The sequence below is a fragment of the Pseudomonas sp. NPDC079367 genome (genome assembly GCF_044542195.1).
Taxonomy (GTDB): Bacteria; Pseudomonadota; Gammaproteobacteria; order Pseudomonadales; family Pseudomonadaceae; genus Aquipseudomonas.
This window is the reverse complement of sequence record NZ_JBITTW010000011.1, coordinates 1-21,120: the sequence shown is the minus strand read 5'-3', so window position 1 is coordinate 21,120 and position 21,120 is coordinate 1. Positions and strand designations below refer to the sequence as shown.

At 60.8% G+C, this 21,120-nt stretch carries 21 protein-coding genes and 1 pseudogene; 14 read left to right on the top strand and 8 right to left on the bottom strand.

Features of this window, described 5'->3' with window-relative positions:
* Positions 1-4 precede the first annotated feature (4 nt).
* The 3 genes from ACIGDJ_RS12215 to ACIGDJ_RS12205 are packed head-to-tail and all read left to right on the top strand — an operon-like array spanning position 5 to position 2,951.
* On the top strand, positions 5-1,147 hold the full coding sequence (locus tag ACIGDJ_RS12215; protein ID WP_101161451.1) for an ABC transporter ATP-binding protein: 1,143 nt from the start codon (positions 5-7) through the stop codon (positions 1,145-1,147).
* 35 nt (positions 1,148-1,182) lie between these two features.
* Positions 1,183-2,064, top strand: coding sequence for an ABC transporter permease subunit (locus ACIGDJ_RS12210; protein WP_178081230.1), 882 nt, complete (start codon positions 1,183-1,185; stop codon positions 2,062-2,064).
* A complete protein-coding gene (locus tag ACIGDJ_RS12205) occupies positions 2,061-2,951 on the top strand; it encodes an ABC transporter permease subunit (protein WP_101161448.1) in 891 nt (296 codons plus the stop codon). Before ACIGDJ_RS12210 ends, ACIGDJ_RS12205 begins: the two co-directional genes overlap by 4 nt.
* Before the next feature lie 145 nt (positions 2,952-3,096).
* Here ACIGDJ_RS12205 and ACIGDJ_RS12200 read toward each other — a convergent pair.
* The 3 genes and pseudogenes from ACIGDJ_RS12200 to ACIGDJ_RS12190 all read right to left on the bottom strand — a co-directional run.
* A pseudogene (locus ACIGDJ_RS12200) lies at positions 3,097-3,428 on the bottom strand (phosphohydrolase); the annotation flags it as partial.
* 251 nt (positions 3,429-3,679) lie between these two features.
* Complete coding sequence (locus ACIGDJ_RS12195; RefSeq protein WP_397480115.1) at positions 3,680-6,091, bottom strand: penicillin acylase family protein; 2,412 nt, start codon at positions 6,089-6,091, stop codon at positions 3,680-3,682.
* Positions 6,092-6,193: 102 nt separating this feature from the next.
* The gene (locus ACIGDJ_RS12190) at positions 6,194-6,772 is read right to left on the bottom strand and encodes a DUF6436 domain-containing protein (protein ID WP_397480114.1); all 579 of its coding nucleotides are present in this window, start codon (positions 6,770-6,772) and stop codon (positions 6,194-6,196) included.
* Positions 6,773-6,871: 99 nt separating this feature from the next.
* On the opposite strand from ACIGDJ_RS12190, the gene ACIGDJ_RS12185 reads away from it, so the two are divergent.
* On the top strand, positions 6,872-7,819 hold the full coding sequence (locus tag ACIGDJ_RS12185) for an alpha/beta hydrolase (protein WP_101161443.1): 948 nt from the start codon (positions 6,872-6,874) through the stop codon (positions 7,817-7,819).
* 104 nt (positions 7,820-7,923) lie between these two features.
* On the opposite strand, the gene ACIGDJ_RS12180 is transcribed toward ACIGDJ_RS12185, so the two are convergent.
* Positions 7,924-8,655 carry a DUF2059 domain-containing protein gene (locus ACIGDJ_RS12180; RefSeq protein ID WP_101161441.1) on the bottom strand — a complete coding sequence of 244 codons (732 nt, stop codon included), beginning with the start codon at positions 8,653-8,655 and terminating at the stop codon, positions 7,924-7,926.
* Positions 8,656-8,763: 108 nt separating this feature from the next.
* Between ACIGDJ_RS12180 and ACIGDJ_RS12175 the strand changes: the two genes are divergently transcribed.
* Both ACIGDJ_RS12175 and ACIGDJ_RS12170 read left to right on the top strand, forming a co-directional pair.
* Entirely contained in the window at positions 8,764-9,396 is a 633-nt protein-coding gene (locus tag ACIGDJ_RS12175; protein WP_101161439.1) for a 2OG-Fe(II) oxygenase, read from the top strand.
* 2 nt (positions 9,397-9,398) lie between these two features.
* Complete coding sequence (locus ACIGDJ_RS12170) at positions 9,399-9,884, top strand: DUF523 domain-containing protein (RefSeq protein WP_397480113.1); 486 nt, start codon at positions 9,399-9,401, stop codon at positions 9,882-9,884.
* A 102-nt stretch (positions 9,885-9,986) separates the two neighbouring features.
* Here ACIGDJ_RS12170 and ACIGDJ_RS12165 read toward each other — a convergent pair whose 3' ends face one another.
* On the bottom strand, positions 9,987-10,553 hold the full coding sequence (locus tag ACIGDJ_RS12165) for a transporter substrate-binding domain-containing protein (protein WP_397480112.1): 567 nt from the start codon (positions 10,551-10,553) through the stop codon (positions 9,987-9,989).
* A 135-nt stretch (positions 10,554-10,688) separates the two neighbouring features.
* Here ACIGDJ_RS12165 and ACIGDJ_RS12160 point away from each other — a divergent pair, with 135 nt between their 5' ends.
* Positions 10,689-11,114: a DUF4399 domain-containing protein gene (locus tag ACIGDJ_RS12160; protein WP_101161433.1), complete on the top strand. Its 426-nt coding sequence runs from the start codon at positions 10,689-10,691 to the stop codon at positions 11,112-11,114.
* Positions 11,115-11,165: 51 nt separating this feature from the next.
* Here ACIGDJ_RS12160 and serA read toward each other — a convergent pair whose 3' ends face one another.
* The gene (serA, locus tag ACIGDJ_RS12155; protein WP_090287262.1) at positions 11,166-12,395 is read right to left on the bottom strand and encodes a phosphoglycerate dehydrogenase; all 1,230 of its coding nucleotides are present in this window, start codon (positions 12,393-12,395) and stop codon (positions 11,166-11,168) included.
* A 205-nt stretch (positions 12,396-12,600) separates the two neighbouring features.
* Here serA and ACIGDJ_RS12150 point away from each other — a divergent pair, with 205 nt between their 5' ends.
* The 4 genes from ACIGDJ_RS12150 (at position 12,601) to ACIGDJ_RS12135 (ending at position 16,920) form a co-directional block, all read left to right on the top strand.
* Entirely contained in the window at positions 12,601-13,995 is a 1,395-nt protein-coding gene (locus tag ACIGDJ_RS12150; protein WP_101161431.1) for an FAD-binding oxidoreductase, read from the top strand.
* A gap of 41 nt (positions 13,996-14,036) precedes the next feature.
* Complete coding sequence (locus ACIGDJ_RS12145) at positions 14,037-14,702, top strand: fumarylacetoacetate hydrolase family protein (protein ID WP_101161429.1); 666 nt, start codon at positions 14,037-14,039, stop codon at positions 14,700-14,702.
* Between the two features lie 259 nt (positions 14,703-14,961).
* Positions 14,962-15,885, top strand: coding sequence for an SdiA-regulated domain-containing protein (locus ACIGDJ_RS12140; RefSeq protein ID WP_101161427.1), 924 nt, complete (start codon positions 14,962-14,964; stop codon positions 15,883-15,885).
* Positions 15,886-16,002: 117 nt separating this feature from the next.
* Positions 16,003-16,920 (top strand): SdiA-regulated domain-containing protein, encoded by a 918-nt coding sequence (locus tag ACIGDJ_RS12135; protein WP_101161425.1) that lies wholly within the window; start codon positions 16,003-16,005, stop codon positions 16,918-16,920.
* Between the two features lie 143 nt (positions 16,921-17,063).
* On the opposite strand, the gene rpiA is transcribed toward ACIGDJ_RS12135, so the two are convergent.
* Entirely contained in the window at positions 17,064-17,738 is a 675-nt protein-coding gene (gene rpiA / locus ACIGDJ_RS12130; protein WP_103521537.1) for a ribose-5-phosphate isomerase RpiA, read from the bottom strand.
* A gap of 260 nt (positions 17,739-17,998) precedes the next feature.
* Here rpiA and ilvA point away from each other — a divergent pair, with 260 nt between their 5' ends.
* Together ilvA and ACIGDJ_RS12120 are read left to right on the top strand one after the other, a co-directional pair.
* Entirely contained in the window at positions 17,999-19,513 is a 1,515-nt protein-coding gene (ilvA, locus tag ACIGDJ_RS12125) for a threonine ammonia-lyase, biosynthetic (protein WP_101161421.1), read from the top strand.
* A gap of 41 nt (positions 19,514-19,554) precedes the next feature.
* Positions 19,555-19,968, top strand: a complete 414-nt coding sequence (locus ACIGDJ_RS12120; RefSeq protein WP_101161420.1) for a DUF2269 family protein — start codon at positions 19,555-19,557, stop codon at positions 19,966-19,968.
* 115 nt (positions 19,969-20,083) lie between these two features.
* Here the strand turns inward: ACIGDJ_RS12120 and ACIGDJ_RS12115 are convergent, their stop codons facing one another.
* The gene (locus ACIGDJ_RS12115; RefSeq protein WP_101161418.1) at positions 20,084-20,740 is read right to left on the bottom strand and encodes an HAD family phosphatase; all 657 of its coding nucleotides are present in this window, start codon (positions 20,738-20,740) and stop codon (positions 20,084-20,086) included.
* Positions 20,741-20,883: 143 nt separating this feature from the next.
* On the opposite strand from ACIGDJ_RS12115, the gene ACIGDJ_RS12110 reads away from it, so the two are divergent.
* Positions 20,884-21,120 (top strand): RNA pyrophosphohydrolase (locus ACIGDJ_RS12110; protein ID WP_397504557.1); only part of this gene is annotated, 237 nt, incomplete at its 3' end.

The following is a 21,120-nucleotide window of genomic DNA, read 5'->3' as shown; positions in this document are numbered from 1 at the left end:
GTAAATGGCAGTTGCCTCCGGCGCCTACAAGAAAGCCCTCGAGGGCGACCAGACACCGAAACAGGTGCTGGTCAAAATCGACCGGGTCACGAAGAAGTTCGACGAGACGATTGCCGTGGACGACGTGTCCCTGGAAATCAAGAAGGGCGAGATTTTTGCTCTGCTCGGCGGTTCGGGATCGGGCAAATCCACCTTGCTACGGATGCTCGCAGGCTTCGAACGGCCCACGGAAGGGCGGATTTTTCTCGACGGTGTGGACATCACCGACATGCCGCCGTACGACCGTCCGATCAACATGATGTTTCAGTCCTACGCATTGTTCCCGCACATGACCGTGGCGCAGAACATCGCCTTCGGCCTGCGGCAGGACAAGATTCCCAAAGCTGAAATCGACGCCCGTGTGGCCGAGATGCTCAAGCTGGTGCAGATGAGCCAGTACGCCAAGCGCAAGCCGCATCAACTGTCCGGCGGCCAACGTCAGCGCGTGGCACTGGCACGCTCGCTGGCCAAGCGGCCGAAACTGCTGCTGCTCGACGAACCGATGGGCGCACTGGACAAGAAACTGCGTTCGCAGATGCAACTGGAACTGGTGGAAATCATCGAGCGCGTCGGCGTGACCTGCGTGATGGTGACCCACGACCAGGAAGAAGCCATGACCATGGCCGAGCGCATCGCGATCATGCACCTGGGCTGGATCGCCCAGATCGGCAGCCCGATCGACATCTACGAAACCCCGACCAGCCGACTGGTCTGCGAATTCATCGGCAACGTCAACATCTTCGAAGGCGAAGTGATCGACGACGCCGAGGGCCACGCGACCATCACCTGCAAGGACCTCGACCGGCAGATCTACGTCGGCCATGGCATCAGTACCTCGGTGCAGGACAAGTCGGTCACCTACGCGATTCGTCCGGAGAAACTGCTGGTCACCGCCGAGATGCCGACCTGCGAGTACAACTGGTCGAGCGGCAAGGTTCACGACATCGCCTATCTGGGCGGTCACTCGGTGTTCTATGTCGAGTTGCCGAGCGGCAAACTGGTGCAGTCGTTCGTGGCCAACGCCGAACGCCGTGGCGCGCGTCCGACCTGGGGCGATCAGGTCTACGTGTGGTGGGAAGACGACAGCGGCGTGGTACTTCGCTCATGAACATGCGCAAATTCAAACGCCGTATGAACCGAATCATCCCCAATGGCCGGCAAATGGTCATCGGCGTGCCGTTCATCTGGCTGTTCCTGTTCTTCATGCTGCCGTTCTTCATCGTTCTGAAGATCAGTTTTGCCGAAGCCGACGTGGCGATCCCGCCGTACACCGAGATCTACACGTTTGCCGAGCAGAAGCTGCAATTGCTGCTGAACCTGGGCAACTATGCGCTGCTGAGCGACGACGATTTGTACATCGCCGCCTACCTCGGCTCGCTGAAAATGGCCTTCATCAGCACGCTGCTGTGCCTGCTGATCGGCTATCCGATGGCTTACGCCATTGCCAGTGCGCGCAAAGAGCTGCAAACGGTGCTGGTACTGCTGATCATGATGCCGACCTGGACCGCAATCCTGATCCGCGTTTATGCCTGGATGGGCATCCTCAGCAACAACGGCCTGCTCAACGGCTTCCTGATGAGCATGGGCCTGATCGACGAGCCGCTGCAGATCCTCAACACCAACCTGGCGGTGTACATCGGGATTGTCTATTCGTACCTGCCGTTCATGATCCTGCCGCTGTACGCCAACCTGGTCAAACACGATCAGAGTTTGCTGGAAGCCGCATCGGATCTGGGTTCGAGCACTTTCAACAGCTTCTGGAAAATCACCATTCCGCTGTCCAAGAACGGGATTATCGCCGGCTGCATGCTGGTATTCATTCCGGTGGTCGGTGAGTTCGTCATCCCGGAACTGCTCGGCGGCCCGGAAACCCTGATGATCGGTAAGGTGCTCTGGCAAGAGTTCTTCAACAACCGCGACTGGCCGGTGGCATCCGCCCTGGCGGTGGTGATGCTGGCGATCCTGATTGTGCCGATCATCCTGTTCAACCGCAGTCAGGCCAAGGAAATGGAGGGTAAAGAATGAAGCGCTTCCGTTTCTCCAGCCTGATGCTGGTACTGGGTCTGATCTTCATCTATCTGCCGATGCTGATCCTGGTGATCTACTCGTTCAACGCTTCCAAACTGGTGACGGTGTGGGGCGGCTGGTCGATCAAGTGGTACGTCGGCCTGCTCGACAACTCGCAACTGATGGGCTCGGTGCTGCGTTCGCTGGAAATCGCTTGCTACACCGCGGTTGCCGCGGTGGCGCTGGGTACGCTGGCAGCGTTCGTGTTGACCCGCATCACGCGCTTCAAGGGCCGTACGCTGTTCGGCGGCCTGGTGACGGCGCCGCTGGTGATGCCGGAAGTGATCACCGGTCTGTCGCTGTTGCTGTTGTTCGTGGCCATGGCGCAGATGATCGGCTGGCCGCAGGAGCGCGGCATCGTCACCATCTGGATCGCCCACACCACGTTCTGCGCGGCGTATGTGGCGGTGGTGGTGTCGGCGCGTTTGCGCGAGCTGGATCTGTCTATCGAAGAGGCGGCAATGGACTTGGGCGCGCGGCCGTGGAAGGTGTTCTTCCTGATCACCATCCCGATGATCGCGCCGTCGCTGGCGGCGGGCGGCATGATGTCGTTCGCCCTGTCGCTGGATGACCTGGTGCTGGCGAGCTTCGTGTCCGGCCCGGGTTCGACGACCCTGCCGATGGAAGTGTTCTCGGCGGTGCGCCTGGGTGTGAAACCGGAGATCAACGCGGTGGCGAGCCTGATTCTGCTGGCGGTGTCGCTGGTGACTTTCCTCGTCTGGTTCTTCAGCCGCCGCGCCGAAGAGTCGCGCAAGAAAGCCATCCAGCAGGCTATCGAAGAAAGTGCGGCCGATTCGTGGAAGCAACCGGACGCGCGTCGCGCGCCTGCGCCGGAAGCGGCGTGAGCCCTATCGGGTTGGTCGTTTTCTCAAGAGCAACCCAAATCGAAATGGGGGAGCGTGCTTGCTCGCGAAGAGGGCGTGTCAGTCGACTGAAATGTTGTCTGACCCACCGCATTCGCGAGCAAGCCCGCTCCCACATTTTGTTCCATGCAGTCCAAGGGGATTGGCGGATGACCTCAACGAAGTTCAGCGGTTTGAACCCCGGCTCCTGATCCACCAGCACATCGGTCTTCACATTGCCGAACGTCATCTGCGGACGATGACGCACTCCTTGAAACCTTCGCCGCGTGGATGCGCATGCACCACGGCTTCGCGCTGCACGCTGCTGAACGCCGCATAGTCCATCGCCAGCATGTCCATCTCCGCCCCCGCGGTGACCAGCGACACGCTCGGACGCAGATGCTTCGGCACGCCCGGTGTCGTATGCAAGGCAATCGATAACCAGACCTGCCCGATATCGTCCTCGCTCAGCCCGTACGGCATTTCCTCGTCGAAACGCCGTTGTGGCGCTGCCTGTAAATCGTGCCGGGTTTGGATTGGCCAGGGTTGGCTCGCTCAACCAGCCGGAGACGGTCTCAGTGGAATCGGGCTTGCTCGCGAAAGCGGTGTGTCATTCGACATCCATATCGCGTGAGATGGCCTCTTCGCGAGCAAGCTCGCTCCCACATTGGAATGCATGTCCCTGTGGGAGCGGGCTTGCTCGCGAAGGGGCCTGTGCAGGCGTTATAAATCTATTGGGCACCCCGCATCGGCAGTAGCTTCAAGGTACTGCGCGTATTCGCCAGCACCTCTTCCTCACTGAAGTGCGCCTGCACATAAATCCCCTCTACGTACGCCTCAGCCTGGTCGTCGTAATGACGATCAAACGGCACGCCACTCTGGCCGACCGGATTGATCGTCAAACCATGCACCGCATCGGCAAAATCAACCAGACGCCGTGTCGACGGCCCATAGGTCACCGGCCACGGCGCCGGGCCGATCTTCGCCGAGAGGTTGTTCGGCACTTCATGGCTGCCCGGCGCCGCGAACGGCCCGACATTGAACAAGCGATCCAGCGGCTTCTGCTGCCCCAGCGGGTGGCCATGAGTGAGGGTGTGCGCCGCGCCCCACTGCCAGCCCGCCACGTTGTCGCCGAGGGTCAGTTTCAGATGCGCCATGCTTGCCGCCCACGCCATGCGCACGACATCGGCGCGGGTTTCTCTGGCCGGCGTGCTGCGGTTGTCCCACCAGGGCGAATCGGCCTGCGCCGCCAGGCGTGGCAACGCCGAATCGATCACCCGCGTCGACAGCAGGGTTTCGAAAAAGTCATTACCCAACTCATCGCGCATCGCCGCGTCGGCAAGGTCGTAGAGGAACTGGTTGAACACCGTCGCGCTGACCGAATTCAACGGATAGTCGCCGGGCCACTGCGCCAGTTGCTCAAGCAGTTTCAGCTGCGCCGGATCACTGACCACCTCTCGCAACACCGGCAACAGCGGCGCCAACAGGCGCGGGCCATAACCGGTCGCCGTGCCCAGTTGCAGCTTCTGGTTGGCCTCGTTGCTCAACTTCACCCGGTTGTCGCTGAGCTGGCGGTCGAGCTGCTGACCGCGATCAGCAAGGTTGTAGTAACCGGGAATCTCCATACCGGTCGGCGACACGGGCTGGAAGTTGGCCGAGACGATATAGCCGCGCGCCGGGTTCTCTTCCTGCGGATTGGCGCTGAACGGGTAGTAGCCGTCCTTGTCCGCCTCAGCCGTGCTGCCGTCAAGAATGAAGCCCGGTTTTACCCCGGCTGGACGTTTGGGCAGTAGCGCCGAGGCCCACCAGGCGATATCGCCTCTGGCATTGGCGTAAACCAGATTCAGCCCCGGCGCCTGCACCTTGGCCGCCGCCGCGCGGGCCTTGGCCAAGGTGTCGGCGCGGTTGAGCTGGTAGAAGCCGTCGAGGATCGGGTTGGGTGTTTCGAGGAAGGCCCACCACATCGCGATCGGGGTCTTGCCGGCAGCGCTGCCAAGAGCATCGTTGACGATTGGCCCGTGCGGGGACTGGCGCAAGGTGAGGGTCACCGGCGCCTGCCCCTTCACATTGATCTGTTGTTCGGTGACGAGCATCTCGGTCCACTGACCGCGATACCAGACCTGATCGGGGTTGTCCGGGTTGACCTTCTCGGCGATCAGGTCGAGATCGTCGTTCTGGAACATTGTCAGGCTCCAGCCGAAATCGAGGTTGTGTCCCAGAAACGCGAACGGCACCAGTGCCTGATGATGGCCGTACAACTCGAAACCCGGCGCCGACAGCTGCGCCTCGTACCACACCGACGGCACCGAAAAGCGGATATGCGGATCGCCGGCCAGCAACGGCTTGCCACTCTGGCTGCGGCTGCCGGCAATCACCCAGGCGTTGCTGCCTTCAAACTGCGGCAGGCCGTTGTCGAGCAGCGCCTGTTCGCTGAGGCGGGCGAGGGCGGTGAGGTCCTGCCAGTCGCCGGCGGCAAGGGCCGGTGCGTGCCGGGTGTGATCGGTGGCCAGAACGCCTTTGGCCCGCCAGTCGAGATCGAACACATCGAGGTAATCGGCGCCGAGCTGATCGCGTACGTAGGTCAGCAGCGGCTCGGTGCGAAACGCGGCGGCAAAGCTGTAGGCCATGTAGCCGGCGACGCTGATGCTGTCTTCGGCCGTGAACGGCCGCTTGGGGATGCCCAGCACGTCGAACTCGATCGGCGCGGCGTGGGTGTCCTGATACTGGTTGATGCCATCCAGATAAGCTTGCAGGCCTTTCCACGCCGGCGACTGTTTGTCGAGGCTGGCGACGTAACTGGCCGCGCGCTCGCGGATGCGCAGGCTGCGAAACAGTTTGTCGGTGTCGAGCAGCTTCGGCCCGAGCACTTCGGCCAGTTCGCCCCGCGCGAGCCGGCGCATGGCTTCCATCTGGAACAACCGGTCCTGCGCGTGCACATAACCGAGGGCGCGATAGAGGTCGGTCTCGTTCTCCGCGCGGATATGCGGCACGCCGCGCTCGTCGTAGCGCACGGTCACCGAGCCTTGCAGGTTGCGCAGTTCCACCTGGCCCTGGCGCGTCGGCTGCTTGCTGTAGATGTAGCTGCCGGCGGCGCAAAGCAGGACAACGATGAGCAAGGCAACAATGGTGAACGCACGCTTCATGGTGACTCCTTGTGCAGGCGAGAGGGCCGCCCATCGGGCTGCAAACATTTAGCACAGAGCGTCTGTGCGCTGCAGCGCTGTCCTCGAAAAGTCCGGAATGCCTTACTTGGACTCCACCGGCCACGGGCAATAACAACCCACCGCCAAAGTGTGCGTGGCATTCACCGGGCGATCTTCCGTGAGGGCGTGCAGGATCGGTTCGATGAAGCTGTTGCTGGAGTTGCAGGTCAGGCCTTCGCTGTAGGGGCCGAAGTAGGCCAGTTTGCCGCTGCGGTCCCAGATTGCCACGGCCGGGCTGGCGGGGATCTGTTCGGAGCCGGGCAGGACGATGATGGTTTTCAGGCCGGCGAGGGTGGCGGGCAACTGGCCGTGGCTGCCGGGTTTTTGCACGGCGAAGAACTCCACGCCGCGAGTGCCGAACTGTTCGACCATCTCGCTCAGGTGCTGCTGATTGCCGACGTTGCATGGGCAGGCCGGGTCCCAGAAGTGCACGAGGCGGATATTGCCCGGCCCGGCGAGATTGTCCGGCAGGCGCAACGGGTCGCCGGAAAATACCGCGGTATGTTCGCTGAAGGCGCGCAGATAGCGGCCTTGAAACCAGTCATACGCCGCCCACAGCACCCCGGCGCAGATCAGCGCGAGCAGGCTGGCGAACATTGCGGAGCGGTAGGGCGAACGCATGGTTTTCGATCCTCGAAAGGCCGGCTAGCTTGCCATGTCTGTCACTACAGATGAATATCGCAGGCCGATAAAGTCTGTTTACCGCTTTGGAATGTCCGCATGCCTGATACTTTCGACCCCGATCATTTACGCGCGAGCCTCAAGCCGTTGGCCGAGTGGCAGCCGTTATCGGACGAGGCGAAGGCTTATCAGCGCTTCTACAAGACTGACTTCGCCGAGCGCGATGTCTGGCGTGGCATGGGGCGTTTCGACGTCGATGGTTACGAGTTGGTCAGCCATTGCTGGTGGCCGGAGAAGGTCAAGGCGACGCTGTTTCTGCTGCATGGTTACTACGATCACGTCGGCCTGTACCGGCATGTGATCGAGTGGGCGCTGGATCAGGATTTTGCCGTGATCGCCTGCGACTTGCCGGGGCACGGATTGTCGAGCGGGCCACGGGCGAGCATTCGTGATTTCGCTGAATATCAGCACATGCTGCAAGCGTTGTTCGCTGAAGCCAACTCGATCGCGCTGCCGCAGCCTTGGCATTTGTGCGGGCAGAGCACCGGGGGCGCGATTGTCGTCGATCACCTGCTCAACCATGGCGAGAACAGCCCGGCGCAAGGCCAGGTGATTCTGTTGGCGCCGTTGGTAAGGCCGAGGGCGTGGGGCTGGTCGCAGTTGAGTTATTACCTGCTGCGGCCATTCGTGCGGGGCATCGCGCGCCGCTTTAGCGAAAACTCCAACGATCCGGATTTCCTGCCGTTTCTCCAAGCCGATCCGCTACAGCCAAGGCGCCTGCCGACGAGATGGGTGGGCGCACTGTCGCGCTGGATCATCCGCGTCGAGCACGCGAAAAAAAGCCCGCGACGACCTCTGATCATTCAGGGGCAGGCGGACATGACCGTGGACTGGCAGCACAATCTGCAAGTGTTGAAGTGGAAGTTCGACCGGCCGCAGATTCTGCTGTTGGCCGAGGCACGGCATCATCTGGCGAATGAAACGGCGGAGATGCGCGAGGAGTATTTCGAGTTCTTGAGCAAGCGGATCAGGGGCCGGAATCTCTAGTGCCTGGGAGGGCCTCTTCGCGAGCAGGCTCGCTCCCACAGTGGAATGCATTACAACCTGTGGAAGCGAGCCTGCTCGCGATGTGATCTTTCAGGCACCGAACATCACTGGCCGACCGCCAACCCCGCCCGAATCGCCGCCAGTGCCGCCTGGTAGTACGCCTTGCCCTCGGTTGACTCGGCAAACGTCGCAAACTCTTCCAGTTCTTCATCCGACAAATCGCGATAGACGTAGAGCAGCGTGTTGTTCAGATCCGCGCCGATCTGATCCATCAACCGTTGGCGCTGACCATTCAACATGCCTTGCGCCTGACCGCCACCCAGCAATCCCGGAATCATCGAACTCAAACTGTCCGCCGCCACGCCGGCAATTGCCAGACTGACCTCGGCGCCAGCCTCTCGGGCCGGCAAGGCCTGGGCGAGATGGCCGATGATCAGCAAACGGCTGTCGCTGGCCTGCATCTTTGGCAGACCCTGGGCATTTTTTGCCAACTGATCGCGGCGAGTCGCGAGCAATTCGGCGGCGACGATTTTCTTGCCCAGTGGTGACTGGAAGAAGGTCAGCGCCGGTTTCGGGTCGGCGAGTTTCAGCCGCAGTTGCGCTTCGGCGCGTTGATCCATGGCCTGCGCGGCGAAGCGCTGATTGCTGTTGTTGACCAGCGCTTGAAATACCGCAGGCGGCAGGCTGTTCTGATAGCGCTGTTGGGCTGCGCTCAGGGCATCGTTGAAATGCGCGCGTTGTTCTGGCCAGCCGGCGACCTTGTACAGCTGATCGTGGCCGTCCGCCCAGGCGGGCAATACGCAGAACATCAACAGTGAAAAAAGCAAACGGCGCATAGGGACTCCTGTCAGCAGCGCACTATTGTCCGTGCGGTGCGGGTACTTGTCGAGAATTCGTAGCAAGCCGCTGCGTGGCTCTGTCGGATTTGTTGCCGCCGGCATACTATGCGCGCCATGCCGATATCCTCTGAGCACCCGCTGCTGTTACGCATTGTCGACGACCTGGCCGAACACGGCTGGTCGCAGCAGAACATCTTCCTGCCCGCCGATCTGACTCGGGCGCTGGCGGCCGAGTGCCGTCAACGCGAAGCCGAAGGCGAACTGGCGCCGGCGGCGGTCGGGCGCGGGCCGTTTTCGGAGATTCGCGAGGGTATTCGCGGCGATCACATTCAGTGGATCGACCCTGGTCAGGCCGACGCCACTGACCGCTACCTGAGTTTGATGGACAGCCTGCGCGAGGCGCTCAATCGCGGTCTGTTTCTGGGGCTGGAAGACTTCGAATGCCATTTCGCCCTGTACCCGCCCGGCGCGTTTTACCTCAAGCACGTCGACCGCTTTCGTGATGATGATCGACGCATGGTCTCGGCGGTAATCTACCTCAACGACGCCTGGCTGCCGGAGGACGGTGGCCAGTTGCGCATGTATCTGGGTGATGAGCGCGTGCATGACGTGCAGCCTACCGGGGGTTGTCTGGTGGTGTTTCTCTCCGGCGAAGTACCGCACGAAGTATTGCCGGCCTATCGCGAGCGGCTGTCGCTGACCGGTTGGTTTCGTCGCCGTGGCAACGAGCCGTTCTGACGATGGAAAAGATCCTGGTCAGCCGCTGCCTGTTGGGCCATCGCGTGCGATATGACGGTGGCGCCAGCGGTCCGTTTGATCTGCTTGAGCACTGGATTGCCGAGGGACGGGTGGTGCCGTTGTGTCCGGAGGTGGCCGGTGGCTTGCCGACGCCACGGGCGGCAGCGGAAATTCCCGGCGGGCAGGGTGGTGAAGTGCTGGATGGCACTGCTGCGGTGATGACCACCGAAGGCGAGGATGTCAGTGCGCAGTTTCTCGACGGTGCGCGGCAAGCGCTGGAACTGGTGCAAAAGCACGGAATTCGGGTGGCGGTGCTCAAGGCCAACAGTCCGTCTTGCGGGAATCTGCTGACGTATGACGGCACGTTCAGCGGGGTCAAGGTCAATGGCGAAGGGGTGACGGCGGCGTTGCTCAAGCGTCATGGGGTTCGGGTTTTCAGTGAGCTTGAACTGCCGCAAGCCGCGCAGGCCCTGGCCCGACTCGACTAAAGCGCCAGCACCAATTCAACTGTAGGAGCTGACGAGTGAAACGAGGCTGCGATCTTTTGATCTTTTGAATCAACATCAAAAGATCGCAGCCTGCGGCAGCTCCTACGGTTCGGTGAACCACTTCTTCGACAACGCCGCCAACCGCCCATCCGCCTTGATCCGTTCCAGCGCGCTCTTGAGGCTGGCCTGAAACGCCGGATTACCCTTCTGAAACGGGATCGCCAGCTCGACCGGCGCCGCCACTTTCGGCTTCTCTTCGGTCAGCGCCTGCACCAGCACCATCGGTCGTGGCGTCTCATCTTTCTTCGCCAGCAGCTGCGCATTGACCTGGCCGTACGGCTCGCTGAAGTCGAAACGATCCTTGAGTTCGGGTGTCAGTGCTATGTGGTTGAGCGCGACGTCGTACTTGCCGCTTTCGACGCCTTGGAGCAGATCGCCTTCGTCGGTGACGATGAAATCGGCGCGTACATCCAGCTCTTTGGCCAAAAGTTGCCCAAGCTCGACCTCGAACCCCGTGAGTGTGTCGCCTTCCTTGTAATTGAAGGGCGGTGTATTAGCCTCAAGGGCTATGCGCAGCTCGCCACGGTCGTTAACGTCATCAATCAGTTCGGCGTGAGCCAGCGGGCTCAGAAGGGGTAGCAGGCAGAACAGGCCAGGCAGCAGGCGCATGGTCACTCCTTTGAAATCATTATCGCGACGCTCTGATTCAGGCTCGCTTTGCTATGGTTGTCGAGTGCCTTCGACAACGAATGGTCATGAAGTTGTCATGACCATGCGGATTTTACGGAAAAACTGGAGAAGAAAATGAAAAGCTTTATGTCACGTGCAGCGTTGGCCGGTGTGCTGATGGGTGTTTCGGTGCTGGCCAGTGCGGCGACGCCGGCGCCGAAGGATGCTGAAGTGTTCATCGTTTCTCCCGAGGACGGCGCCACCGTCTCGCAGGAATTCAAGGTCAAGTTCGGCGTCAAGAACATCGCGCTGGCCCCGGCGGGTGACGTCACCAAAAACACTGGCCACCATCATTTGCTGATCGACGTCGATGATTTGCCGGCCGAAGGCGCGCCGATCCCGACTGACGCCCACCACATGCATTTCGGCAAGGCGCAGACCGAAGCCACGATCAAACTGGCCCCGGGCAAGCACACCTTGCAACTGATCCTCGGCGACAGCGGCCACATGCCGTTCGCCCCGTCGATCGTTTCCGAAAAAATCACGGTAAACGTGAAATAAAAAAAGGGAGCCCTGTGGGGCTCCCTTTTTCTTGCGCTACGAACGCTGTGCTTAGAACAGCACGCGACTACGGATAGTGCCGTTGACGTGTTGCAGCTTCTCTTGCGCCAGCTCCGAGTATTCGGCGTCTACGTCGATCACCACGTAGCCGACCTTCTCGTTGGTCTGCAGGAACTGACCTGAGATGTTGATGCCGTTTTCGGCGAAGACCTTGTTGATCTCGCTCATCACACCCGGGATGTTCTCGTGGATGTGCAGCAGGCGGTGTTTGCCAGGGTGAGCCGGCAGTGCCACTTCCGGGAAGTTGACCGACGACACCGACGTACCGTTGTCGCTGTACTTGACCAGCTTTTCCGCCACTTCCAGACCGATGTTGGCTTGCGCTTCGGCGGTCGAGCCACCGATGTGCGGGGTCAGGATCACGTTGTCGAGGCCACGCAGCGGGCTTTCGAACTCTTCGTCGTTAGAGCGTGGTTCGACCGGGAACACGTCGATGGCTGCGCCGATCAGGTGCTTGTCCTTGATCGCAGCTGCCAGGTGATCCAGCTCGACCACGGTGCCGCGCGCGGCGTTGATCAGGATGCCGCCCTTCTTGATTGCACGGATCTCCTTCTCGCCGATCATCCACTGAGTGGCGGCGGTTTCCGGAACGTGCAGGGTGACGATGTCGGACATGCCCAGCAGCTCGTGCAGGTTGTTGACCTGCGTGGCGTTGCCCAGCGGCAGCTTGGTCACGGTGTCATAGAAGAACACCTGCATCCCCAGGCCTTCGGCCAGAACCGACAACTGCGTGCCGATCGAGCCGTAGCCGACGATGCCCAGCTTCTTGCCACGGATCTCGAAGGAGTTGGCTGCGGACTTGATCCAGCCGCCACGGTGGCAGGAAGCGTTTTTCTCCGGGATGCCGCGCAGCAGCAGGATCGCTTCGGCCAATACCAGCTCGGCGACCGAGCGGGTGTTGGAGTACGGCGCGTTGAACACGGCGATGCCGCGCTCGCGGGCTGCGCCCAGGTCAACCTGGTTGGTGCCGATGCAGAAACAGCCGACCGCGACCAGCTTCTTGGCGTGATCGAAGATCTCTTCGGTCAGTTGCGTGCGCGAGCGAATGCCGATGAAGTGAGCGTCAGCGATCTTTTCCTTGAGCTGGGCATCCGGCAGAGAACTGGTGTGGTACTCGATGCTGGTGTAGCCCGCCGCCTTGAGGACGTCGACAGCCGATTGGTGGACGCCTTCGAGAAGAAGGAACTTGATCTTGCTCTTATCGAGAGAAGTCTTGCTCATCTGCGTAAACCTGTATCCCGGAGAAAAATGGCAGGGAGGGAGCAGCCTGGAGCTGACCCGCACGGCAACAAAGCCGTCACCGCGGATCTGGCCTTGGGCACTGTCCTGCGGGGTCGGTATGCTAGCATAGCCACCCCGCTAAACACTCATTCCTGCGACGTGAAGCGTTCTCAGGATGACCATGAATTGTTCGAGAGTTCTGTCGATGACCAATCCTGCGCTGATTGATGAACTGAAGACCCTGGTCGAGCCCGGCAAGGTCCTGACCGACGCCGACTCCCTGAATGCTTACGGCAAGGATTGGACCAAGCACTTCGCTCCGGCGCCGAGCGCCATCGTGTTTCCCAAGACCATCGAGCAAGTGCAGGCCGTGGTGCATTGGGCCAACAGGCACAAGGTCGCGCTGGTACCGTCCGGCGGGCGCACCGGGTTGTCCGCCGCTGCGGTGGCGGCCAATGGCGAAGTGGTCGTCTCGTTCGATTACATGAACCAGATTCTCGACATCAACCTCACCGACCGTACCGCCGTGTGCCAGCCAGGCGTGGTCACCGAGCATTTGCAGAACGTCGCTGAAGAAAACGGCCTGTATTACCCGGTCGATTTTGCCTCGGCGGGTTCCAGCCAGATTGGCGGCAACATCGGCACCAATGCCGGCGGGATCAAAGTGATTCGCTACGGCATGACCCGCAACTGGGTAGCCGGCATGAAGGTCGTCACGGGCAAGGGCGACGTGCTCGAGCTGAACAAGGACCTGATCAAGAACGCCACCGGTTACGACCTGCGGCAGCTGTTTATCGGCGCCGAAGGCACCCTCGGTTTCGTCGTCGAAGCGACTATGCGCCTTGATCGCGCGCCGAAAAACCTCACCGCGATGGTCCTCGGCACCGCCGATTTCGACTCGATCATGCCGGTGCTCCACGCTTTCCAGGGCAAGCTCGACCTGACCGCCTTCGAATTCTTCTCCGACAAGGCCCTGGCCAAAGTCATGGGCCGCGGCGATGTGCCGGCGCCGTTCGACACCGACTGCCCGTTCTACGCCCTGCTGGAATTTGAAGCGACCACTGAAGAAGTGGCCAACAGTGCCCTGGAAACCTTCGAACACTGCGTTGAGCAGGGCTGGGTACTGGATGGCGTGATGAGCCAGAGCGAAACCCAGTTGCACAACCTGTGGAAACTGCGCGAATACATTTCCGAAACCATCTCGCACTGGACGCCGTACAAGAACGATATCTCGGTGACCGTTTCCAAGGTGCCGGCGTTTCTGCGCGAGATCGACGCGATCGTCGGCGAGCACTACCCGGATTTCGAGATTGTCTGGTTCGGCCACATCGGCGACGGCAATCTGCACCTGAACATCCTCAAGCCGGAAAATCTGAGCAAGGACGAGTTCTTCGCCAAGTGCGCCACCGTCAACAAGTGGGTGTTCGAAACCGTCGAGAAGTACAACGGCTCGATCTCGGCCGAACATGGCGTGGGCATGACCAAGCGTGATTACCTGACCTACAGCCGCTCGCCGGCCGAGATCGAGTACATGAAAGCGGTCAAGGCAGTGTTCGACCCGAACGGCATCATGAACCCGGGCAAGATTTTCCCGGTTTGATCAGCAATCTCTGATGAATCAATGAAGGCAGGAGTCGGTAAATGAGCTATCAGCACCAGTATGTCGACGGCACGCGCATCCACTTCCCGATCGGGAAAGTCGTGTGCATTGGCCGCAATTACGCCGAACACGCGAAGGAGCTGGACAACCCGGTGCCGACCGAGCCGCTGCTGTTCATCAAGCCGGGCAGTTGCGTGGTACCGCTGGAAGACGGCTTCAGCATCCCAACCGAGCGCGGTTCGGTGCATTACGAGGCGGAAATCGCGGTGCTGATCGGCAAGCCGCTGTCGACCAGACCAAGCCGCGAAGAAGTGCTCGATGCGATCTCCGGCTTCGCCCCGGCGCTGGACCTGACCCTGCGTGACAAGCAGGCCGAGCTCAAAGCCAAGGGCCTGCCGTGGGAAATCGCCAAGTCGTTCGACGGCGCGGCAGTGATCGCCCCGTTCGTGGTCGGCAGCACTTTCGCTGACCTGACCGACATCGGCATCCGCTTGACCATCAACGGGCAAGTGCGCCAGGACGGCAACAGCAGCGCAATGCTCAACCCGATCGTGCCGATGATCCAGCACATGGCCGGCTGCTTCTCGCTGCAGGCCGGTGACGTGATCCTGACCGGCACGCCGGTGGGTGTCGGCCCGCTGAACGTCGGCGATGAGATCGTCCTCGAGCTGCCAGGGGCGAGCAGCTTCAACAGCAGCGTGCGCTAAGTTCTTCACCGCAACACCCTCCCTGTGGGAGCGGGCTTGCTCGTGAAAGCGTAGTGTCAGTCGGCAACGATGTCGCTGACCCACCGCATTCGCGAGCAAGCTCGCTCCCACAGGGGCTTTGTGATCGCTCGGAAATCGGGCAATCCCGCCATTTCCTGTTTTTTTCACATCCTGTCTGGATAATTCCCGCGATTCTGGCGTCTCAGCCGGCCTCTTTGTGCTATTACCCTTGGCCTGAACTCACGGAACGCATCCCTCGATGGCATCTCGAACTCAGCAGAAATCCTCCTCCCGTTCGCGCTTTGTCCTGCGCTGGTATGCCTGGCTGTTGCTGGCCATCGCTGCGGCTTATGGACTGGCCTTCGCCATGCATTGGGATGATCGCGGCGTGCTGTGGGTGCTGGAGCGCTTCGAGAGCAAGGCCGAGCGCAAGGAGAGCGTATGGCTGCCGGATTATCAGGTGGTGATCGACGCCAAACCGTTGCCGGGCATGGAGAAGGACGAAGCCTCGGACCTGGCCTACAACCGGCAGACCAAGACCCTGTTTGCAGTCATGGGCAAGAATGCCTTCCTCGTCGAGCTGACGCTGCAGGGCGACGTGTTGCGCAAGATGCCGCTGGTGGGCTGGAGCAATCCCGAAGGCCTGACCGTCATGGAAAACGGGTTGTTGGCGATTGTTGATGAACGTGAGCATACGTTGTCGATCGTCAAAGTCGATGCCGCGACTCGTGAGCTGAACATCGCCGACTTCCCGAAATACGACCTCGGGCCCTCGAAGGATCAGAACAAGGCCTTCGAGGCCATCACGTGGGATCCGCACAATCAGCAGCTGGTGCTGGGTGAAGAGCGCCCGCCGGCCCTGTTCACCTGGAAAAGCGACGGCGGCCAGACCCTTCTGGGCGACAAGCAGAAGCTGGCCAGCAATCAGTTGGACCTGCGCAACCTGTCGGCGCTGGCCGTCGATCCGCGCACTGGCCATCTGCTGGTGCTGTCGGCCGATTCGCATCTGTTGCTGGAGCTGGACGAGGCCGGCAAGCAAGTCAGCTTCATGACGCTGCTGGGGAATTTCAATGGTCTGAAAGACACCATTCCCCGCGCCGAGGGTATGACCATGGATGAGGACGGCACGCTGTACATGGTCAGCGAACCGAACCTGTTCTACCGCTTCGAAAAACATCAGTAAGTTTTCCTACAGCTATTGCGGAATCGTGCAGTTGTCGTGGGCGGCAAGTGGCCATTAAGCTTCAGTTCAGACGGGCGTGATATTTCATCGGCCTGTCTTGAATCCGAGCCTGCCTGAATGCGTCGACTTGCCCGTCCCAAACCGTTGATTCTCCTGCTGTTGATGATTGTCCTGGTCGCGTTGATCGCGATCGGTCAATACCTGCGCCTGTTCGAGCGCGCCTGGTTCAACCTGCACACGCTGTGGCAGCCGCTGAGCAGCGAGGCGATCGGCCTCGACCAATATCGGGTGACGATCGAGGCGCGGCCGATCGAGGGGCTCGACGATGATGTCTCGGCGCTGACCTACGATCCGGTGCGCAAAAGCCTGTTCACCGTGACCAACAAGAATTCCGAACTGATCGAACTGTCGCTGGAAGGCAAGGTCCTGCGACGCATCGCGCTGGTCGGTTTCGGCGACCCGGAAGCCGTCGAATACATCAGCGCCGACACCTACGTGATCACCGATGAGCGCCAGCAACGCCTGATCAAAATCCACCTCGAGGCAGACACCACTTTTCTCGATGCCGAGGATGCCGAGCAAATGACCCTCGGCGTGCACATGTCCAGCAACAAGGGTTTCGAAGGGTTGGCTTACGATTCGGTGGGCAAACGGCTGTTTGTAGCGAAGGAGCGCGACCCGATGCTGATCTATGAAGTTCACGGTTTTCCGCACTTCAAACCGGACAAGACCTACGCCGTACACGTGATCAACAACCCCAAGCGCGATGCCGGGATGTTTGTGCGTGATCTTTCGAGTCTGCAATACGACGAGCGCAGCGGGCACTTGCTGGCGCTGTCGGATGAATCGCGGCTGATCATTGAGCTGGATGTCGACGGCCGCCCGTTGAGCACCATGTCGATCAGCGGCGGACGCCAGGGTTTGCAGAAAACCGTGCCGCAGGCCGAGGGGATTGCGATGGATGATGACGGCACGCTGTATCTGGTGAGCGAGCCGAATCTGTTTTACGTCTTCAAAAAGCCCACACCAAACTAACTGACACCACAAAACACTGTGGGAGCGGGCTTGCTCGCGAAAGCGGTCGATCAGTCACCCTAAGTGTTGACTGATCCGGCGCATTCGCGAGCAAGCCCGCTCCCACAGGTTCGATATCTGTCCGCAAAAAATCGGGCAGTCTGTTACTCAGCCTTCAGGGTTTTCACGCCTTCACTGGTGCCCAGAAGCAACAGATCCGCCGGGCGCGCGGCGAACAGGCCGTTGGTGACCACGCCGACGATGGCGTTGATCTGCGCTTCCAGCTCCACCGGGTTGGTGATCTGCAGGTTGAACACGTCGAGGATGATGTTGCCGTTGTCGGTCAGCACGCCTTCGCGGTACACCGGGTCGCCGCCGAGTTTCACCAGTTGGCGGGCCACGTGGCTGCGGGCCATCGGGATCACTTCCACCGGCAGCGGAAACTCGCCGAGCACCGGCACCAGTTTGCTGGCGTCGGCGATGCAGATGAAGGTCTTGGCCACGGCGGCGACAATCTTCTCGCGGGTCAGGGCCGCACCGCCGCCCTTGATCAGGTTCAGGTGCGCGTCGCTTTCATCAGCGCCGTCAACGTAGAACTCCAGGTCGCTGACCGTGTTCAGCTCATACACCGGAATGCCGTGGCCCTTGAGGCGCGCGGCGGTGGCTTCGGAGCTGGCGACCGCGCCATCGAACGCGCCCTTGTGCCGGGCCAGGGCGTCGATGAAGCAGTTGGCGGTGGAGCCGGTGCCGACGCCGACGATGCTCTTGTCGTCGAGTTTCGGCAGGATGAAGTCGACGGCGGCCTGGGCCACGGCCTGTTTGAGTTGATCCTGGGTCATGCGGGCTCCGGAAGCGGGCAAGGGTTGGGCAGAAAGGCCGGCATTATAGGCCTCGCGGTCGTAGAGGTCATTGTCCTATTGGCAGATCAAAAGATCGCAGCCTTCGGCAGCTCCTGCAGGGAAATGCGTTCCGAAATGTAGGAGCTGCCGAAGGCTGCGATCTTTTTGGACGTATAAAACCTCTGGATCCGTGTGGTCGTCCGGCTGAAAGCCGGGTTAGACTCCTTGGCCCTGCCCAACCCGCTCAGTGATGCTTTCCGATGCTTGAACAGTACGTCAAAAAGATCCTCACCTCGCGCGTTTATGACGTTGCCGTAGAAACCCCGCTGCACAACGCCCGTCAGCTCTCCGAGCGGCTGGGCAATGACATCTGGCTCAAGCGCGAAGACTTGCAACCAGTGTTCTCCTTCAAGATTCGCGGGGCCTACAACAAGCTGACGCAACTGAGCGACGAAGAGCGCGCCCGTGGCGTGGTCACCGCCTCGGCGGGCAACCATGCGCAGGGCCTGGCGCTGGCGGCGAAAGTGCTGGGTGTCAAAGCCACCATCGTCATGCCCAAGACCACCCCGGAAATCAAGGTCGAAGGCGTGCGTTCGCGCGGCGGTAAAGTCGTGCTGCACGGTGACTCGTTCCCGGAAGCGCTGGCCTACTCGCTGAAACTGGTCGATGAGAAAGGCTACGTCTACATCCATCCGTACGACGATCCGCACACCATTGCCGGGCAGGGCACCGTGGCCATGGAAATCCTCCGTCAGCACCCGCAGCCGCTGGACGCGATTTTCGTCCCGGTCGGCGGTGGCGGCCTGATCGCCGGTATCGCCGCGTACGTGAAATATCTGCGTCCGGACATCAAGGTGATCGGCGTCGAGCCGGACGATTCCAATTGCCTGCAAGCGGCAATGGCGGCGGGCGAGCGTGTCGTTCTGCCGACCGTGGGCATCTTTGCCGACGGCGTGGCGGTGGCGCAGATTGGCCAGTACACCTTTGAAATCTGCAAGGATCATGTCGATGAAGTGATCACCGTCAGCACCGATGAAATTTGTGCGGCGATCAAGGATATCTACGACGATACCCGCTCGATCACCGAACCTGCCGGCGCCCTGGGCGTGGCCGGGATCAAGAAATACGTTGAGCAGCGCGGTGTCAGCGGCCAGACTTTCGTCGCCATCGACTCCGGCGCCAACGTCAATTTCGACCGCTTGCGCCATGTCGCCGAACGCGCCGAGCTTGGCGAAGGTCGCGAGGCGATCATCGCCGTGACCATTCCCGAGCAGGCCGGCAGCTTCAAGGCCTTCTGCGAAGCCATCGGCAAGCGCCAGATCACCGAATTCAATTACCGCTACAACACCGGCAGCGAAGCGCACATTTTCGTTGGCGTGCAGACCCACCCGGACAACGACCCGCGCAGCGCACTGCTGGCGAGCCTGACCGAGCAAGGTTTTCCGGTGGTCGACCTGACCGACAACGAACTGGCCAAGTTGCACATTCGCCACATGGTCGGCGGCCGCGCCGCGCAAGTGGTCGATGAAGTGGTGCTGCGTTTCGAATTTCCGGAACGGCCGGGCGCGCTGTTCAACTTCCTCAGCAAGCTGGGCGGGCGCTGGAACATCTCGATGTTCCACTATCGTAACCATGGCGCGGCGGACGGCCGTGTAGTCGCCGGCCTGCAAGTGCCCCACGACGAGCGCCACCTGGTGCCGGCTGCGCTGGCGCAAATCGGCTACCCGTACTGGGATGAAAGCGACAACCCGGCCTATCAGCTGTTTCTCGGCTGAGCGACTACGCTGATGTGCATGGAATTACGAATGGGAACGACATGGAAACCCTGACCACCCTGAAAGTCCTTCACGTCGCGGCGACCGTGGTCATCCTCGCGAGCGGGCTGGGGCTCGCCGCCCTGACCTGGCGTAACCGCAGCGAAGGGCCTGCCAGTACGATGCGGCGGCCCTGGCTGTTCATCTGGTGTCTGATGCTGATCGGCATACTCAGCATGCCGTTCACCGGCTGGTGGCTGGTGCACCTGATCGGCTGGCCATTGGGGCAATTGTGGATTCTGGGCTCCAGCGTGATCTATGCCGTGGCCACGTTCAGTGCAGTCTGGCTGCTGGTTCGGCTGGATCGGCTATGGACTACCGGAGTGGGTAGCCGCACATTCAGTCTGGCACTGGCGATAGTCAGCGGTGTTGGATTTCTGGCCATTGCGGCGTTGATGGGGGCCAAGCCTGTTTAGGGCTTGAGAGCGGGTCGCCCCTATCGCTGGCAGGTCCCACAAGGATTTTCAGTGAACACAGATTGTGTGACCACCCGAAAAACCTGTGGGAGCTGGCTTGCCAGCGATGGCCATTTCAGCCGCGAAGACTGATCACCGGCCAACCACGCTTCTCGGCCTCGGCGCGCAGATTCGGGTCCGGATCAACCGCCACCGGATTCGCCACCTGCTCCAGCAACGGCAAATCATTCATCGAATCGCTATAGAAATAGCTGCCCTCAAGCGAATACCCGGTCTCTTCCAGCCAGCGATTCAGGCGCGTCACCTTGCCTTCACGGAAACACGGAATGTCGGTGCTGCGCCCGCTGTAGCGGCCATCGACCATTTCGCACTCGGTGGCGATCAGGGTTTCCACGCCCAGGCGCACGGCGATCGGCGCGGTGACGAAGCGGTTGGTGGCGGTGATGATCACCAGTTTGTCGCCGGCGTCGCGGTGTTTTTTCAGAAGCTCAAGTGCCTTGGGCAGCATGATCGGCTCGATGCAGTCGCGCATGTAATCGCTGTGCCAGGCGTCGAGCACGGCCATTTCGGTGCGGCCGAGGATCTCCAGGCAGAAATTCAGGTAGGCAGCGTTGTCCAGCTTGCCGGCCAGGTAATCCTGATAGAACTCGTCGTTGCGCGCCTTGTAGGCGATCGGGTCGAGGAAGCCGCGCTCGCACAGATAGTCGCCCCAAGCGTGATCGCTGTCGCCGCCCAGAAGGGTGTTGTCCAAATCGAATAGAGCCAGGCGCATTGCAGTTACCCGCTGAAAAGTCAGTAAAAAGGCGACAAGAATACGGTCTTTTCACAAGAGTGCACATAAGGTAGGAACCTTCGTTGCCGCCTGCTCAAGCTTTGTGGAACAATGCGGCGACATGCGTTTGCGAGGTTGTTGCCGTGATCGACCCCGATGGTTTCCGCCCCAATGTCGGGATCATACTGACGAATGACGCCGGCCAGGTGCTATGGGCTCGCCGTATCAATCAGGACGCCTGGCAGTTTCCGCAAGGGGGAATCAACCCCGAGGAGACGCCGGAAGACGCCTTGTACCGCGAGCTGAACGAAGAAGTTGGCCTGGAACGTGAAGATGTTGAAATACTGGCCTGTACCCGAGGCTGGTTGCGCTATCGTTTG